The following is a 17,746-nucleotide window of genomic DNA, read 5'->3' as shown; positions in this document are numbered from 1 at the left end:
CATTGATTATTTTGAGTGCAAAAATGTTCAAAAATGCCTTTAAGCAGAACAAATCATCATTTATTTAAAAATCTTTAATGAACTTCGGTTTAGAGATACTTCTCGGAAAAAGGTATCTTACCGGAAGCATCTCGTAATTAACAGACTTTAAACATCAACTAAGCTAAGAAAAAATTAGCATGGTTAAGCTTTTTAGCAATCGATTGCAGAAAAAAATCCAAATGGTTGCGGGCATAACATTTTACAGGACCAAACCTAAAAACCAAATATGAAAAACAACCTTAAAGAGCGGCGATGTATTACTGCTCAGCGTAAAAAGCAGACAGGAAATCCGATGATCTGCAATCATAAAATCTTTGAAAACAATACCGTGATGCTATGAAAATGATCCAAACCATGCGCTGGTATGGCCCTGATGATATTGTTACGCTTGCCGATATCCTGCAGGCAGGCTGCACTGGAGTAGTAACGGCTTTACATCATATCGCCGTTGGAGAAATCTGGACTGAAAAGGAAATAATGGCCCGGAAATCACTCATAGAATCTTCTGGTCTGGTTTGGGAAGTGGTAGAAAGTTTACCGGTACATGAAGACATAAAAAAGAGACAGGGCGAATATCAGCAGTGGATTGAAAATTATAAAATCAGTCTGAAAAATCTGGCCAGCTGCGGCATTAAAGTAATTACCTACAATTTCATGCCGGTGTTAGACTGGATGCGTACCGATTTAAAATTTAAAACCAGTACCGGCGCACTCGCCTTACGATTTGAGAAAACAGCGTTCATTGCGTTTGACCTTTATTTGCTAAACCGACCGGGTGCAAGTGCTGACTATACGGCGCAGGAACTGGAAGATGCCAAAAATTTCTTTATTAAACTCAATGCAAAAGAACAAAGCACTTTAATGAGCAACTGTTTGCAGGGCCTGCCGGGAAGTAAAGATCATTTTACCAAAGATCAGGTATTGAATTTATTAGAAGGATATCAAAACATTTCTGCAGAAATACTCAGCAATAATTTAATCAGTTTTTTAAAGGAAATTACGCCAACGGCGGATCAAAATGGATTACAACTCGCTATTCATCCGGATGATCCTCCCTACCCGATTTTGGGTCTGCCCAGAATTATGAGCACAGAAGAACATGCGCACAAAATATTACAGGCAGTACCTGCACCTTCCAATGGAATCTGTTTTTGTAGCGGGTCTTTCGGTGCCAGGCCGGATAATGATTTAAAAGGGATGATTGAACGTTTGGGCAACAAAATCTATTTTCTACATCTGCGCAGCGTTCAGCGAGAGGATAACGGCAACTTTTATGAAGCCAACCACCTGGAAGGAAATGCAGAGATGAGCATTTTGGTCAGGGCTATCCTAAAACTCATGTCCGAAGAAAACCGTGCGATCCCTATGCGCCCCGATCACGGGCACCAGATGCTCGATGATTTAGATAAAAATCCTTACCCTGGCTACTCTGCTATAGGAAGACTTAAAGGCCTTGCCGAACTACGCGGACTCGAACTGGGCATCAGCGAAACTTTAAATAGAGAGAATATACTTCACTAGATAATCGCAAAAATCCTATTTTAAAATTAACATCAAAAATCCGAGCATATTTCCTCAATAACCAAATACAATTATGAAAAAAATCCTTTATCTATTTTTATTATGCTTTACCACACAAGCATTTGCCCAAATAAAATTTACCAACCCCATTCTTGCCGGTTTTTATCCGGATCCAAGTATCACTAAAGTGGGATCTGATTATTACCTGGTTAATTCTACCTTTTCCTATTTTCCGGGCATTCCTGTTTTTCACAGCAAGGATTTAAAAAACTGGAAACAGATTGGAAATGTGATTGAGCGAAATTCGCAGATGACTTTTCTGGGCGACGGAACCTCACGCGGTCTGTTCGCGCCGTCTATCAATTACCATAACGGAACCTTTTATATGACTTGTACCAATATAGATAAGGGCGGAAATTTTGTGATGACGGCTAAAAATCCCGCAGGTCCATGGAGCGATCCGGTATGGCTTCGTGATGTACGCGGAATAGATCCATCTTTATTTTTTGATCAGGATAAGGCCTATATTGTTTACAACAGTGATGCTCCTGACAACAAACCCCTTTATAGCGGCCACCGTACCATCCGCACCTATGAATTTGATCCTGCAACACTCAAAGTTAAAGGGGAAGAGCATTTGCTCGTAAATGGTGGTGTGGATATTTCTAAAAAACCGGTTTGGATTGAAGGGCCACACATTTTTAAACGCGGTGATTGGTATTATATCTGCGCTGCTGAAGGTGGCACGAGTGTAAACCATTCGCAGGTTATCCTTAGAAGTCGCTCTGCTACCGGCCCATATGTACCTTATGAAAAAAATCCCATTCTCACGCAACGGGATTTAGACCCCAACCGTGCAAATCCGATTACCTCAACCGGCCATGCCGAACTGGTTGAAGGACCTGATGGAAAAACTTACGCCATTTTTCTTGCCGTGCGTCCATATGAAGGGAATTTTTACAACACCGGAAGAGAAACTTTCATCGCGCCGGTTAAATGGACGGATGGATGGCCGGTAATCAATCCCGATTTCAAAGAAGTACAATATCAATATGAGGCGAATTTTAAAGAAGTTAAACAAAAGGGAACGCCACCACAAAGTGGTAATTTTTCTTATCGCACCACATTTGATAAAGTTTTAGATCCATCCCTGTTATTTTTAAGAAAAAACGACAGTTCATGGTACAAACTGGACAAGAAAAATGGGCTAACGATGAAACTTAAGCCAGAAACCTGCATGGAAAAAGGAAATCCAGCTTTTTTAGGCAAAAGGCAGCAACACATGTTCTGTTCAGCCAGTACATCACTACATTTTTTACCGAGATCTGAAAATGAAAAAGCAGGATTTATGATCTTTCAGGGGGAGTTTAATTTTTACTTCATGTGTAAATCCATTAAAGAAAATAGAGACGTCATTCAGCTTTTTAAAGGCGATCAGGCTACAAAACAAATGGTGTTAATTACGGAATTGCCTTTGCCTGAGTCATCAGCCAATCTACAGCTCGCGATTGAAGCTAAAGGCGGCTTGTACGATTTCAAATATCGTCATGGAAATAGCGACTGGCTGATTCTGAAAAAAGACGTTGATGGCAAATATTTAAGTACGCAGGCTGCTGGTGGATTTATCGGGTCTCTTTTCGCACTCTATGCTACCTCATCTGGTCAGCCAAGTGATAATACGGCCAGCTTTAAATGGATTGATTATAGCGGAAATGATAAAATTTATAATTCTAAATAACTTAAACTCACGATAGTGAGTAAACGAGCGTTGATAATAATGAATTTTGCACAAAAAACGATAAAATCGTTGAGCTACCTACGCACTCGTTAAAAACGAGCGCGGGCTTTGAAATAACAATCTATAGATTTTCGTAAAAAATTCGTCATTGCGAGGAGGAACGACGAAGCAATCTTATTATTGAATAGATTGCTTCGCCTTTCGTCACCCTGAATTCATTTTAGGGTCTTTATGCAAAAATTGATCTTGTGCAGGAATTTCAGAGTGTGCGGTCAGTTTGAAAAATCTTCGCGTAACTACGATCATTCTTCCCGTTCGTCACCCTGAACTTATTTCAGGGTCTTTTATGCAAAAATTGATCTTGTGCAGGAATTTCAGAATATGCGGTCAGTTTTAAAGATCTTCGCGTAACTACGTTCATTCTTACCGTTCGTCACCCTGAACTTGTTTCAGGGTCTTTTATACAAAGATAGGTCTTCATACCAAAGATTTCGAAAAAGACGACTCGCTACTAAAAAGCCTTTGCACAATTACGCCTCTTTAGTGTTTGATGTAAAGATAGAATTGTCAATCCTGAGGATAGGGAGTATTTTAATTAAATAATTATCGAGTTTAGGTTAACAGATAAATAGGGCAGATAATATCCCTCAGGGAATCGTCATTCCCAACTTGATTGGGAATCTTAAAACACTTGCTTGAAGATTTCCACCTGCGCGGGAATGACGAATGTATTGATGGATTTAGTATCTGAATTGCCGCCGGTATTAACCCTTATTTGGTTTTATCAGCTCAATCGTGCCATCTTCAAGATGCTTCAGCTCGGTTACTTTCACATTTCTTAAATGTGTTTTTCCGGAAAGCTGGGTATCATGATAAAAAATATACCACTTACCTTTAATTTCAACAATGGAGTGATGAGTAGTCCAGCCCTCTACAGGCGTCATAAAAGTGCCCTGGTATTTAAAAGGTCCCCAGGGGCTATCTGAAATGGCTGATGCCAGGTAATGGGTATCGCCTGTTGAATAGGTAAAATAATATTTACCATTATACTTATGCATCCAGGCACCTTCAAAAAACCTGCGATCGTGATCCTTTGTCAGAAGTGGTTTACCTTGCTGATCTAAAATAACCACATCTTTCACTTTACCGTCAAAAGCCATCATATCCTTACTTAGTTTCGCAACTTTTGCGGTTAAGGCAGGTTCGTTTTCTTTTTGAGAATCGGTTTTAGAACCATTCGGATCATATTTCCCATCTTTCCAGCGCTGAAGCTGTCCACCCCAGATCCCACCGAAATACATGTAGCTGCTGCCATCGGTATCGGTAAACACCGCCGGGTCAATACTAAAACTGCCTTCAATCGGTTCTTTAGCTGCTTTAAAAGGCCCGGCCGGATTTTTAGAGGTGGCCACCCCGATCCTGAAAACATCATTTTTATCCTTAACAGGAAAATAAAGATAATACGTACCATTTTTATAGGCTGCATCTGGCGCCCATAATTGCCTTCCTGCCCATGGAATATCACTTACAGATAGTGCAGTATCATGAATGGTAACCTTGCCACCAATGCTGTCCATACTCAGAATCCGATAATCTTTCATATCAAAATGATCGCCATTGTCATTTTCTTTTACGCCTGATTCGATATCATGCGACGGATAGATATAAATTTTACCGTTAAATACGTGTGCAGAAGGATCTGCAGTATAAATTTCTCTCACCAATGGCTCAGAAAGATATTGTTTCTTCTCTGTTTTTGAGGTTTCTTTTTCCTCAGCATCTTTCTTTTTTTCCTGGCAGGAACTCCCTAAGGCAACCATCAGGGCAATGGCCAATGCAGATTGGCTCTTAAATTTTAGATTCATTTTTATTCATTTTAGGTTAATAAGATTCCTGAAAATTTCATTCAAATCAGGATACAATCATTTACTTCGTTTTAAAATCCTATGGAATTACCTCCATCAACAAGCAAAACAACATTAGTTACATAAGAAGAACTGTCTGTGATACGGCTTCCATTTACCTGAATTATTTTAATTGCTAATTATTTATCGCTCTCTTGATCATAAACTTTATGGATGAATAGTGACAGATCATTTTTTGACATGCTTATTTGATCTTTAATATTTATTTGGTTAAAATTTTGCCCCTGTTTTCAGATAAAATACATTTAAAAACTAAAGGTGAGGCAAAAGATAAAACTATGCTAAAAGAAGATTTTAGTATAGAAACTTTGAATAATATGTTAGCAGAAATGTTGATTTAATAAAAAAAAATCTACCTGACAATTACATATTATCATCTGCCAACAATATAAACCTATATTGAGGAAATGAAGCTGGTTGGCAACCAGCAATAGAATAATTCGGATCGATTTTAATCATATGAGCGTTTTTTATGACGAAAAATGCTACTGCTAATCTGTGGCATTTAATACTTTAGCGAGAGGTATAAATGATGAATGAGTATGAAAAAATTAACCGCAGACAGACTAAAACAGGCCATAAGCTATTTAAAAAAACTGAGCTTAAGATTAGGAGTTATTGTGTTACTTGCATTAACGTTTTGCAATAGTGAAAAATCCTATGGTCAGGATCAGAAATTATATGTTTTTCTGAGCTTTGGTCAATCCAATATGGAAGGTAATGCGCCTTTCGAGCCTCAGGATACAACAGTAAACAATAGATTCAGGGTGCTACAGGCGGTTGACTGTCCGGAATCAGGCCGTAAAAAAGACAATTGGTATACGGCTAAACCACCTTTGTGCCGATGCAAAACCGGCTTAACACCGATGGACTATTTTGGCAGAACGCTTTTAGATTCACTTCCTAAAGATGTGCGGATCGGCGTGATCAATGTAGCAGTTGGTGGTTGCAAAATTGAGTTATTTGATAAAGATTCTTATCAAACCTATACCGCTACCGCACCAGATTGGATGAAGTCGGCCTTAAACGCCTACGGCGGAAATCCATACGGTCGTTTGGTAGAATTAGCCAAAATTGCACAACAATCAGGCGTAATAAAGGGCATTATGATGCACCAGGGCGAATCTAATACCGGAGATCAGGAGTGGCCAAAAAAAGTGAAGGCGGTTTATGAACACCTCATCAAGGACTTAAATTTAAATCCGTCAACCACACCCCTTCTTGCCGGTGAAGTGGTTAACGCAGATCAGGGAGGAACATGCGCATCAATGAATAAAATTATTGCAACCTTGCCAACCATAATTCCCAATGCACACATCATCTCATCAGCTGGCTGTACCGCAGCTGCTGATCACCTCCATTTCAATGCACAGGGCTATCGGATGCTTGGCGAACGTTATGCAAAAACAATGCTGTCCCTGTTAAAATAACATCAGAATAATGCAGAAAAAAATATTTGGAATAGCGCTGTTAACCTGTATATTATCAGCGCTGTACAGCTTCGCCCAAAACCCGATCATTCAGACTTATTATACCGCCGATCCGGCGCCAATGGTACACAATGGTACCGTTTACCTATACACTTCTCACGATGAAGATGTTACCGTAAAAAACTTTTTTACGATGAACGATTGGCGGTGTTATTCTTCAAAGGATATGGTTAACTGGACTGATCACGGTGCTATTTTATCCTACAAAGATTTTAGCTGGTCGCGCGGTGATGCATGGGCGGGTCAGTGTATCTTCAGAAACGGAAAATTTTACTATTACTTACCTGTAAACCAAAAAAATGGCGGCAATGCAATTGGCGTTGCGGTCTCCGACAGTCCGACATCGGGCTTTAAAGATGCCATTGGTAAACCATTACTTACAGGATTTGGGTATATTGATCCTACTGTTTTTATTGATGATGACGGACAGGCTTATTTATATTGGGGCAATCCAGAATTGTATTACGTAAAACTGAATAAGGACATGATCTCTTATGATGAAAAAGTTGGAATCGTAAAAGTGCCGCTAACCAAACAAGGCTTTAGTGTGAGGAAAAAAGATGCAGACAAGAGACCATCAGAATACGAAGAAGGACCATGGTTTTTTAAACGAAAAAGCAAATATTACCTGCTTTATCCGGCTGGTGGCGTACCAGAACATCTGGCTTATTCTACCAGCGATGGGCCTACCGGGCCCTGGTTGTATGGAGATACGATTATGAAAGTGATTGAAGATCGTGGTGCATTCACCAATCACCCCGGATACATCGATTTTAAAGGTCAGTCTTATTTGTTTTATCATGACGGGTCTTTACCGGGTGGTGGTGGTTTCAAACGTTCCGTTTGCATTGAACCGTTTAGTTTTAATGCCGATGGTTCGATTCCAAGAATTAACCGCACCAGATCAGGCGTATTGAAAAGCGCTGCAAATCTGGATCCTTTTAAACGTGTTGAAGCCGAAACCATTGCATGGTCTGAAGGTATAAAAACGTTCAAAGATAGCTTAACAGGTAATATTTATGTATCCAACATTGATAATGGGGATTACATCAAAATCCGCAGTGTAGATTTTGGCAAAGGTGCAAGTAAGTTTGAAGCTACTGTTGCTGCACAATCTTCAAAAGGGAATATAGAATTAAGGGCAGACAGTTTAAATGGAAAACTGTTGGGTAACCTGGAGGTAAAATCAACCAACAGCGCTCACGATTGGAAAGCCCAGCTTTGTAAAATCAATCAGATCGCTGGTGTACACGATCTGTATCTGGTATTTAAGGGCGAAGGTAGCAACCTCTTTAATTTTGACTCCTGGCGTTTGATCCGTTGATAGATAAGTGTTTTTATCGTCTGCAGTTCACCAATATCAAAAGCAGCTGTAACCTGCTTACAAATAAGGTTTTTAATAAATTGCTAACCTTTAATTGGGGTACATCATATCTGTATCTGGTAAAATAGATTTTGAAAAAACAATAAACGTTATCATAACATTTAAAATTTTTTCCTAATTTTCGGTTTTCAAATACTGATCCGATCAATCTAAACCAAATAAACTTATCCTGTTGTGATGAATATCCCCAAATCTTTAACCACGAATTATTGTAAAGGCATCTTATTAGCAATGGCGTTAGTTGCCCTCCACATTTTATCTTTCGCCCAGGACATGAACGTGACCAGCCCGGATCAAAAATTAATGGTTAAGCTTTATTTAAATGAGGGTAAACTTTATTATAATGTAACATTACAGGGAAAAGAAATGATTGAGCGGTCTCCTTTGGGACTTCGTGGAAGCCAGATGGATTTGTCAACAGGGCTAAAATTGACCGGTCAGCAATTACGAAAAATAGATGAGCGGTACAGTGAACCCAAAATTAAGATCAGCAGTGTAAACTACCAGGCAAACGAGCTCACCTGCAAGTTTGAAAATGCTTCAAAAAACCAGCTTGAAGTGGTATTCCGGGTGAGCAATAACGACATTGCCTTCAGGTATCAGGTTCCGCAAACCGGTGAGCCCGCAACCTTTGTTATTGAAGAAGAATTGAGCGGATATAAATTTCCTGCAAATACCACTACATTTTTAACCCCGCAAGCTACCCCGATGATTGGCTGGATGAAAAGTAAGCCCAGCTACGAGGAAGAATACAATCCTGATCAGGCCATGGGGATCCCCTCAAAATATGGTGTAGGTTATACTTTTCCTGCGCTTTTCCATCTGGGGAACGATGGCTGGGTACTGCTTTCTGAAACAGGGGTTAATTCGCTATACTGTGGATCAAAGCTGAGTGAAGGAACTAAAGATGGCCATTACAAAATTGCTTTTCCGGAGAAGGGTGAGAATAATGGCATTGGTAGTGCAAACCCAACCATATCCTTACCAGGGAATACCCCTTGGCGTACCATTACCATAGGGCGTACACTCAAACCCATTGTTGAAACGACTGTGCCATTCGATGTTGTAGAGCCACAATATCCGGCATCAAAAAATTATACCTTTGGCCGGTCTACCTGGAGCTGGCTGTTATGGCAAGATGAAAGCATCAATTTCGAAGACCAGAAAAAATTCATCGATCTTTCTTCAGCTATGGGTTATGAATTGGTACTGATCGATAACTGGTGGGACAGCCGGATCGGACGAAAAAAAATAGAGGAACTGGTTACGTATGGCAAAGAGAAAAATGTTGGTATTGCCTTATGGTATAATTCTAATGGATTTTGGAACGATGCGCCGCAAACTCCTAAGTATAAAATGAATACGGCCCCTGCAAGAAAACAGGAAATGGCCTGGATGCAAAAAATCGGCATAAAAGGGATCAAAGTAGATTTTTTTGGTGGCGACAAACAGGAAACCATGAAACTTTATGAAGATATTTTAGCTGACGCCAATACTTTTGGCTTAACGGTGATTTTCCATGGCTGTACAATACCTCGAGGTTGGGAAAAAATGTATCCCAACTATGCGGGCAGTGAGGCCGTACTGGCATCAGAGAATCTGATATTTGGGCAACATGCCAATGATAAGGAAGCCTTCAATGCCAGTCTTCATCCCTTTATCCGCAATGCGGTAGGTGCAATGGATTTTGGTCCGGTTCTTTTAAATAAACGCCATAACAGAAAAAACGACGGGGGAACCATTAGAAAAACAACAGAAACTTTCCAGGTGGCCACTGCTATCCTTTTTCAGAATCCTGTACAAAATTTTGGCATTACGCCTAATAACCTTAGCGATGCTGCGCCTCATATCATCGACTTTATGAAAAAAGTGCCTACCACCTGGGACAATACGGTCTTTATTGACGGATATCCCGGGAAATATTGCGTATTGGCACGCCGCCATGGCGATACCTGGTATATTGCAGCGATAAACGCTGAAACGACTGAGAAAACGATAGACATTTCGCTCCCGATGTTATCGGGTACTGAAGCGACTTTGTACAATGATGCTGAGGACCGTTCGCCTCAGATAAAACAGGTGAAATTAAATAATTCAAAAAAACTGAAAGTAAAACTGTTACCGGGCGGGGCAAATGTAATCGTGGCAAAATAAGATAGTTCCACAGGAGGGGATGGTTATGAAATTGGGACTGAGGGTATTATTAACGCTTTTTTTATACAGCACTGCACTGGTGGCGCAAACCAATCAGGCTAAGTTTTTATCGCTTCAGGAAGGATTGTCGAGCGAGCAGGTAATAGATGTTGTACATGATAAGTATGGATTTATCTGGATTGCAACTGAATTGGGCCTTAACCGTTTTGCCAGCAATTCTTTTAAACAGTTTTATAAATCAGAAAAGGCAGACGGCTCTTCGGTAAACAGTAATGAAATCAATACCTTATTATATGATAACGATCAGGTTTTTATAGGTACACGCGCAAACGGCTTAAATGTTTATGATTTAAAAACCAATCGTTTTTCATATTACGTTCATGACGATAAAAATCCACAATCGCTAGCCACTAACGATATTACCGATATTATTAAATCGCAGAGTGGCCACCTCTGGTTGGCCACCTATCACCAGGGCGTACAACGTTTCAACACCTCAACCAAAACATTTAAGCGTTTTAACAAAAAGAACCTTCCTAACCTGCCGGAAAACAGTACCTGGACACTCATTGAAGACAAAGACGGAACGCTTTACATTGGCCATGTAAATAAAGGAATTTCTATTCTGAACCCCAAAAACCGTAGCGTAACGGTTATCAATGTGAGTAATAGCAAGGGTTTGCTACCAGACAATGAGGTTAAATCGCTGTTTTGTGATCCATTTAACAACATCTGGATCGGAACCAGAAAAGGCCTGGCCATCTTTGACCCGAAAACAAAAAGCCTGAAAAAAATAAATCTCTTTTCAAAAAGCATTAATGGAAAGGAGCCATTTATCTACTCCATTAAAGCTATTAACGGCTCCATATGGCTCGGCACCGAGTCATCACAGCTATTTATGCTCAATCCCGAATACCTGGCTGATGGCACAATTTCGCAGATAAAAAACATAAGCTCTGCTAATTTAAACCGTGGCAAAACCTCATCGGTCCAAAGCATTGATCAAGACCAGTTTGGCAATGTGTGGATGGGGATTTACGGTGGTGGTATTGCCTTTACAAGCCATATTAAACCCTTTTTCTCTATCCTTTCCACACAGGCATTATTTCCCGGACAAGGAAAACCGGCAACCGTCATCAGCATTTTAAACGACCGCGATAATAGCATATGGCTGGGTACTGTTGGCGATGGGGTATTACATGTTCAACCTAATGGAAAGGTAAATAAAATTAACACGGGCAACAGCGCGATAGGTGACGATTTTCTTCTGTCGGGGTTACAGGACAGAGACAACAATAAATGGTTCGGTCTTCAAAATGGTGGGGTATCGTTTTTTAATGCACGCACACAGGCCTGGAAAAAGGTAGAAACCGGCGAAAAAATGTCGTCTGTTAGAGCAATCGTTGAAGATAAAGCAGGCAACATCGCTTTCGCTGCCCAGGAAGGGGTATTTATCCGTTCCAAAACCGGGGCATTCAGCAAATTAACCACCCATAGCCCTGCACTCGGAGACTATGCGCCACGTACCATAGCAGAAGACCAAAATGGCAACAGATGGATAGGCACCTACGGTCAGGGTATTTATATTTTTAACTCTACCGGAAAGCTAATAAAAAAAATAATAAAAGGACAGGGAATCAACAGCAATACCATCAACCATTTATTTGCTGATCGTCAGCACAACATCTGGATTGCGACCAACGAAGGTTTAAGCCTCCAGCCGGCCACAAAAAAAACAGGTGAGCTGGAAACCATTGTTCCGCCGGGTGGTAAAGCCTGGTTAACCATCAATGCTATTGCTGAAGACAAAAGTGGAAACATTTGGTGCTCTACACGTCAGGGCTTGTTGCGCTACCTGATCAAACAGAAAAAATTTTTCAGATACGATCAGGCTTTCGGAATACCCCTTGGCGGTTTTACCATCAATAGTGTCGGTACTGATGCGCAGGGTTCTCTGTTTTTCGGGATGCCATCGGGAGCTGTATATTTTAATCCCCTGCAGGTTCCTCTGGTATTACCTAAATCGCCCGTCAGGATTAGCAGTTTTGTGGTATTCAATGCTGGAGAAACAAATACACAAAGTGAAAAACAACCCGGCATTGCTGAAAAAATAGAACTTGAACATCAGGAAAACAGTTTTCGCGTAGAGCTTGCGGTAATGGATTATGCACTGAACGACATGGTGGAGTTTAGTTATCAGCTTCATGGACTGGATGATAAATGGGTTTTCCTGGGCGATAAAAAAAATGTTGATTTCAGAAATATCCCTCACGGCAACTATGAGCTTCGTATCCGTACCCGCCAGAAGAATGAAAACTGGTCTGATAGTGCTCAGCAAATGCGCATTGAAATTTCTCCTCCTTTTTACCTGAGTACATTTGCCTGGTTTTGTTATGTATTGGTGTTTGCCGGAATTATTGTTACACTGATCTTTTTTCACATCAGGAAAGTATATGCAGAGGCAGAACTCCGCGTAAAAAAACTCCAAATGGTGCAGCATGAAAAACTAAACCTGGAGCGAATGAATTTTTACACCAATATTACCCATGAACTTCGCACTCCGCTCACGCTCATACTGGGGCCTTTGGAAGACCTCTTACAAGAAGAAAAACTTGCGTCTAAATATAAAAATGGCATATTGATGGTGCAAAAGAATGCCAACAGGCTTTTCTCGCTTGTGAATCAGTTACTCGAATTTCGTAAGGTAGAATCGCAGTACAAACCCCTGGTTTTGGGCGAAGATTATCTGGGTGAACTGGTAAAACAAATTGTACAGAAATATGCTGACGCTAATACCAATACCGACCTGCAGATTAGCTGTACAATTGAACAACCAGACATTAAAACCACCTTTGATGGCGAAATTGTTCAATTAATTTTAGATAACCTGTTATCAAATTCCTGCAAACATACCGCTGAAGGAAAAATAGAGGTTCATCTTACCTACGAGCAAGACAACTTAACTACTTCTGCCCTGATTTGTGTTAAAGATACCGGATGTGGAATCGAGGCAGAACATCTTAATAAAATCTTTGAACGGTATTATCAGGTATCGAAAACAGTTAGCCATGGAACTGGTATTGGCCTGGCACTTGTAAAAGAACTGGTAGCCATACACCAGGGAAAAATTTCAGTAAAAAGCCAGCCGGGTAAAGGGAGTGAATTCTGCGTACGGTTGTTAACCAATGCGGTACCTGCTACACCACAAAATAATCTCCACATTTCTTCATCTAATCCCGTAGAAACCGCTAACGATTTACGTGCAGTTGTGCTTCTTATAGAAGATGAAAAAGATTTGAGGGAGTATCTAGCTACCGTGCTATCAGTAAATTATGAAGTAATTACTGCCGCCAACGGTTTGGAAGGATTTGAACTGGCTAAAAACCGCATTCCAGATTTAGTGGTAAGCGATGTAATGATGCCCGATATGGATGGTTTTACCATGCTCAAAAAGCTGAAAGAACTGCGCGAAACCAGCCACATTCCCAGCATATTCTTAACGGCAAAAGATACCAATACTGATAAAGAAATGGGATATGTTCTTGGTGTTGACTCATACCTCACCAAACCCATAAGTCCAAAGCTTCTCAACAGCCGCATCGAAAACCTGCTGCTAAAGCGAAAAACCTTATATACCGCAATGTTAAATCAGCTTTCTGGCGATAGAGGTGACACGAAAGTTAATCCACCGGAAAACAACCCCGAGCTATGGCAGGAGAATGCTCTTGTACAGGAATTTGTAATGCTGGTGGAAGCATGTATCCAGGACGAGGTACTTGACGCAGCTACCCTTGCCGACAAAATGAACATGAGCCAATCTACACTGTACAGAAAATTAAAGGGGCTTACAGGCAAAAACATCAACCAGCTGGTACGTAAAATCAGGATACAAAAAGCAGCCAGACTTCTCCGTTCAGGGCAGTATAATATCACAGAAGTTTCTTTAATGGTAGGTATAAACAGTGCTATTTATTTTCGTCAGTGCTTTAAGGAAGAATTCGGCGAGCTCCCGTCCGAATATCAGAAAAAAGCAGCCCTGAAAACCAAAATAGCACCATTTTGACGAAAATACAAATCAAAATTGACGGTTTTGTATACTGCCCCACCTGTTTGAAACCTGTAGGTTTGGAACCAACTATTTATAGATCCAGCAACAGGTGAGTTCACCGACTCATTTTTCAATGAAGCTAACCAGGCAGATTTGAGGGGTACTACCTAAACGGGTATTCCATCATATGACTATGGTGTTTACGCACCAGGCCAGGTTTTAACCCATCGGTAGTGTGGATCTATAACACTGGGCAAAAACACTTTTAAACAAAACCAAATATAACATGAGAATCCTGAAAATTTTCTTCTTATGCCTTGTGGTATGGGGAATCCCCTATTACTCATTTGCGCAACGCAAGATTTCCGGACAAGTACTGAGTGAACTCAATGATCCGCTGGTAGGCGTAACCATTGTAGTTGAAGGTACTTTACCCAAAGAAATCACCACTACCGACGCCCAGGGACGTTTTACGCTCACCACGAGCAAAGGCGCATTTCTGGTTACTTACATCGGTTACAAAAACCAAACCATTGCCATTGGCGATAAAACGCAATTCACAATCAAAATGGAACCCGATAATCAGGGATTGGAAGATGTGGTGGTAGTAGGTTACGGTAAACAATCTAAACGAAACATTACAGGTGCGGTAAGTAACCTGAAAGCCGAAGATGTGGTACGTACTTCTTCTACCAGTACAGCAGGTGCATTAGCGGGTAAAGTACAGGGGGTTTCTGTACGCGCTAAAGATGCCCGTCCGGGACGTGGAGCCAGTATCGAAATCCGTAACATGGGGAACCCTTTATTTGTAATTGATGGGGTAGCTTATGGCGGTCAAACCGGAACCGACTGGGTGGGTACACAAAATGCATCAGGTGCTGATATTTTTAACTCACTGAACCTGGAAGATATTGAAAGTATATCTATTCTTAAAGATGCAGCTGCAGCAGTTTATGGTTTCAGAGCTTCAAAAGGGGTAGTTTTAATTACAACCAAAAAAGGTTCAAAAGACGAAAAGGTAAAAATTAATGTTAATGGTTATCTGGGCTGGCAAAACCTTACCCGTTTCCCTGAAATGGCAAACGCGGCACAATACACACGGGGTTTGGTAGAAGCAGCACAAAATGAAGGCCGCGACCCAAGCTCGGTATATACCCGAACAGAACTTGCCAAATGGCAGGCAGGTACTGAACCCGGTTATAAAAGTTATGATTATGCCGACATGGTGATCCGCAAGGATATTCCCCAGCAGTACATCAATGCCAACATTACCGGTGGCGGAAAAAACTCAAACTACTTCCTCTCGGTTGGTAACCTGAAACAGGATGCCATGATTAAGGATTTCAATTATAAACGCACCAACCTACAGGCCAACCTGGAAGCAACGGTACTTGAAGGACTTACCGTTGGCACCCAGATTTCTGCCCGTCAGGAAAAAACACAGGATGTGGGGTTACCGGGTGGAGACGGTTATTTTTCTTCCATTCTGGCCATTTTCAAAAACAGGCCAACCGTTGGGCCATATGCCAATGATAATCCTTTATATCCGAATCAAACCAACGAGTTTGCCTATAATCCTGCAATCTTTAGCCGGGACATTGCTGGTTATAAAGACAACAGCTTTATGAGTGGTAATATTAATTTAACCGCCTCGTATAAAACAAAGTTTGGCCTCTCAGCAAAAGGTCTCGTTTCTTATAATTATACCAATAATAAGTTTGATGGATTTCAGTATACCTACGATGTTTACCGTTATGACAATGGCAACTACGTCCGCAGTAACGGAACCAATTCAAGATGGCGCTATAAAACCGACCGTGTAGCGGTAGCGAGGTCGGCACAATTCCAGTTAGATTATACCAAACAAATCGGAGACCATAATTTCTCGGTAATGGGCGGTTATGAGCGTTCAGACTGGGACAGGACACTGACCACAATAGGCTCAAACCCTACCAATAACTATATTCCGCTGGTAAATACCATTTCCGAATTGAGTGGTATAGGCGATGAATGGCTTTACGAAGCAAGAGCAGGTTTCATTGGTCGTTTCAATTATAATTACAAAGGGAAATATTTACTGGAAATATTAGGCCGTTATGATGGTTCTTACCTGTATTATTCGGGTAAAGAATGGGGACTTTTCCCAGGCGGGAGTTTAGGATGGCGGATCTCTGATGAGCCATTTTTCAAGCCATTAAAAGGGGTCGTAAATGATATGAAACTTCGTGTCTCTGTTGGTCAAACCGGATTGGAAGAAGGCGTAGGCATGCATGGTTACTTATCAGGTTATAACTGGAATTCAGGAAATGCTGTATTAAACGGAGCATATTATCCGGGCATTCAACCTAAGGGGCTTCCTGTACGCAACCTTTCATGGGTAAAAAATACCAACTATAACGTAGGTATTGATGTTGGGATGTTTGATAATAAATTAACCCTTACAGCCGATGCGTTTAAAATTATTCGCACGGGCTATCCGGGTACAAAATACGACGTACTCCTACCATCTGAAATCGGTTATACGTTACCGAATGAGAACTTAAACAGCAATGGTTACTACGGAGCAGAAGGTATTATTACTTATGCCAGTAAAGTTGGCGAATTGAACTACACAGTGAGCGGAAACTTTACCTTTTCAAGATATAAAGTACTTGATTCATATAAGCCACGTTTTAGCAATTCGTATAACGAATATACCAATTCATCTGAAAACCGTTGGGGCGGCATTTGGTGGGGCTACGAGGTTGTAGGCCGTTTCCAGTCTGAAGAAGAAATCCGTAATTACCCGATTAACAACGATGGCAACAATAACAGAAATCAATTACCGGGAGATTTCATCTACAAAGATGTAAATGGCGATGGCGTGATCAATGACCTTGATCAGCGTCCGATTGGTTATCCTACCGGTTGGGCACCAATGATGTCTTTCGGAGGTCGCATTGGTTTATCATATAAAGGTATCGATCTGAACATTGATTTAGCCGGTGGTGCCATGCAGTCATGGAATCAGGACTATGAATTGAGAAATGCCTTTCATGGTGGTGGAAACTCACCTGCTTATCTACTGGAAGACAGGTGGCACAGGGCTGATCCTTACGACCCGACAAGTGCCTGGATTCCGGGCTATTACCCGGCAATCCGTAATGGTAATTCGGGGCCAAACAGCAGAAATAACAGTTTCTGGCTTAAAAATGTAAGATACTTACGTGTAAGAAATATGGAACTGGCTTATACCCTGCCTAAAACAATTGCCGACAAAATCAAAGCGCAAAAAATCCGCTTTTATGTAAACGGATCGAATATGATTTCTTTCGATAACGTAAAAGATTTCCAGATCGATCCGGAGATTGAAGCAGCAGCAGCAGTAGTGTATCCGCAGCAAAGGGTTTTTCTGGCAGGATTTAACATAACATTTTAAACAAAGGTAAATTCATATCAGGCTGC

General features: G+C 41.0%; 8 protein-coding genes. 7 read left to right on the top strand and 1 reads right to left on the bottom strand.

Annotated elements, in window-relative coordinates; all coding sequences use genetic code 11:
- The first annotated feature begins 378 nt into the window (after window positions 1–378).
- Both uxuA and BM107_RS07085 read left to right on the top strand, forming a co-directional pair.
- A complete protein-coding gene (uxuA, locus tag BM107_RS07090) occupies window positions 379–1,563 on the top strand; it encodes a mannonate dehydratase (RefSeq protein WP_090981699.1) in 1,185 nt (394 codons plus the stop codon).
- 73 nt (window positions 1,564–1,636) lie between these two features.
- Window positions 1,637–3,301 carry a glycoside hydrolase family 43 protein gene (locus BM107_RS07085; RefSeq protein WP_090981696.1) on the top strand — a complete coding sequence of 555 codons (1,665 nt, stop codon included), beginning with the start codon at window positions 1,637–1,639 and terminating at the stop codon, window positions 3,299–3,301.
- A 764-nt stretch (window positions 3,302–4,065) separates the two neighbouring features.
- On the opposite strand, the gene BM107_RS07080 is transcribed toward BM107_RS07085, so the two are convergent.
- Complete coding sequence (locus BM107_RS07080) at window positions 4,066–5,166, bottom strand: glycoside hydrolase family 43 protein (protein WP_090981695.1); 1,101 nt, start codon at window positions 5,164–5,166, stop codon at window positions 4,066–4,068.
- A 602-nt stretch (window positions 5,167–5,768) separates the two neighbouring features.
- On the opposite strand from BM107_RS07080, the gene BM107_RS07075 reads away from it, so the two are divergent.
- From BM107_RS07075 to BM107_RS07050, 5 genes are all read left to right on the top strand, one after another.
- Window positions 5,769–6,656 carry a sialate O-acetylesterase gene (locus BM107_RS07075; protein WP_090981694.1) on the top strand — a complete coding sequence of 296 codons (888 nt, stop codon included), beginning with the start codon at window positions 5,769–5,771 and terminating at the stop codon, window positions 6,654–6,656.
- Between the two features lie 10 nt (window positions 6,657–6,666).
- Window positions 6,667–8,040, top strand: a complete 1,374-nt coding sequence (locus BM107_RS07070; protein WP_090981692.1) for a glycoside hydrolase family 43 protein — start codon at window positions 6,667–6,669, stop codon at window positions 8,038–8,040.
- Window positions 8,041–8,277: 237 nt separating this feature from the next.
- Window positions 8,278–10,254 (top strand): glycoside hydrolase family 97 protein, encoded by a 1,977-nt coding sequence (locus tag BM107_RS07060; RefSeq protein WP_166672324.1) that lies wholly within the window; start codon window positions 8,278–8,280, stop codon window positions 10,252–10,254.
- A 25-nt stretch (window positions 10,255–10,279) separates the two neighbouring features.
- Window positions 10,280–14,317: a hybrid sensor histidine kinase/response regulator transcription factor gene (locus BM107_RS07055; RefSeq protein ID WP_159435207.1), complete on the top strand. Its 4,038-nt coding sequence runs from the start codon at window positions 10,280–10,282 to the stop codon at window positions 14,315–14,317.
- Between the two features lie 271 nt (window positions 14,318–14,588).
- The gene (locus BM107_RS07050; RefSeq protein ID WP_090981684.1) at window positions 14,589–17,720 is read left to right on the top strand and encodes a SusC/RagA family TonB-linked outer membrane protein; all 3,132 of its coding nucleotides are present in this window, start codon (window positions 14,589–14,591) and stop codon (window positions 17,718–17,720) included.
- Window positions 17,721–17,746 lie beyond the last annotated feature (26 nt).

The organism is Pedobacter suwonensis (assembly GCF_900111825.1).
GTDB lineage: Bacteria > Bacteroidota > Bacteroidia > Sphingobacteriales > Sphingobacteriaceae > Pedobacter > Pedobacter suwonensis.
The sequence above is the reverse complement of the archived record's forward strand: the minus strand, read 5'-3'. Positions and strand labels throughout refer to the sequence as shown.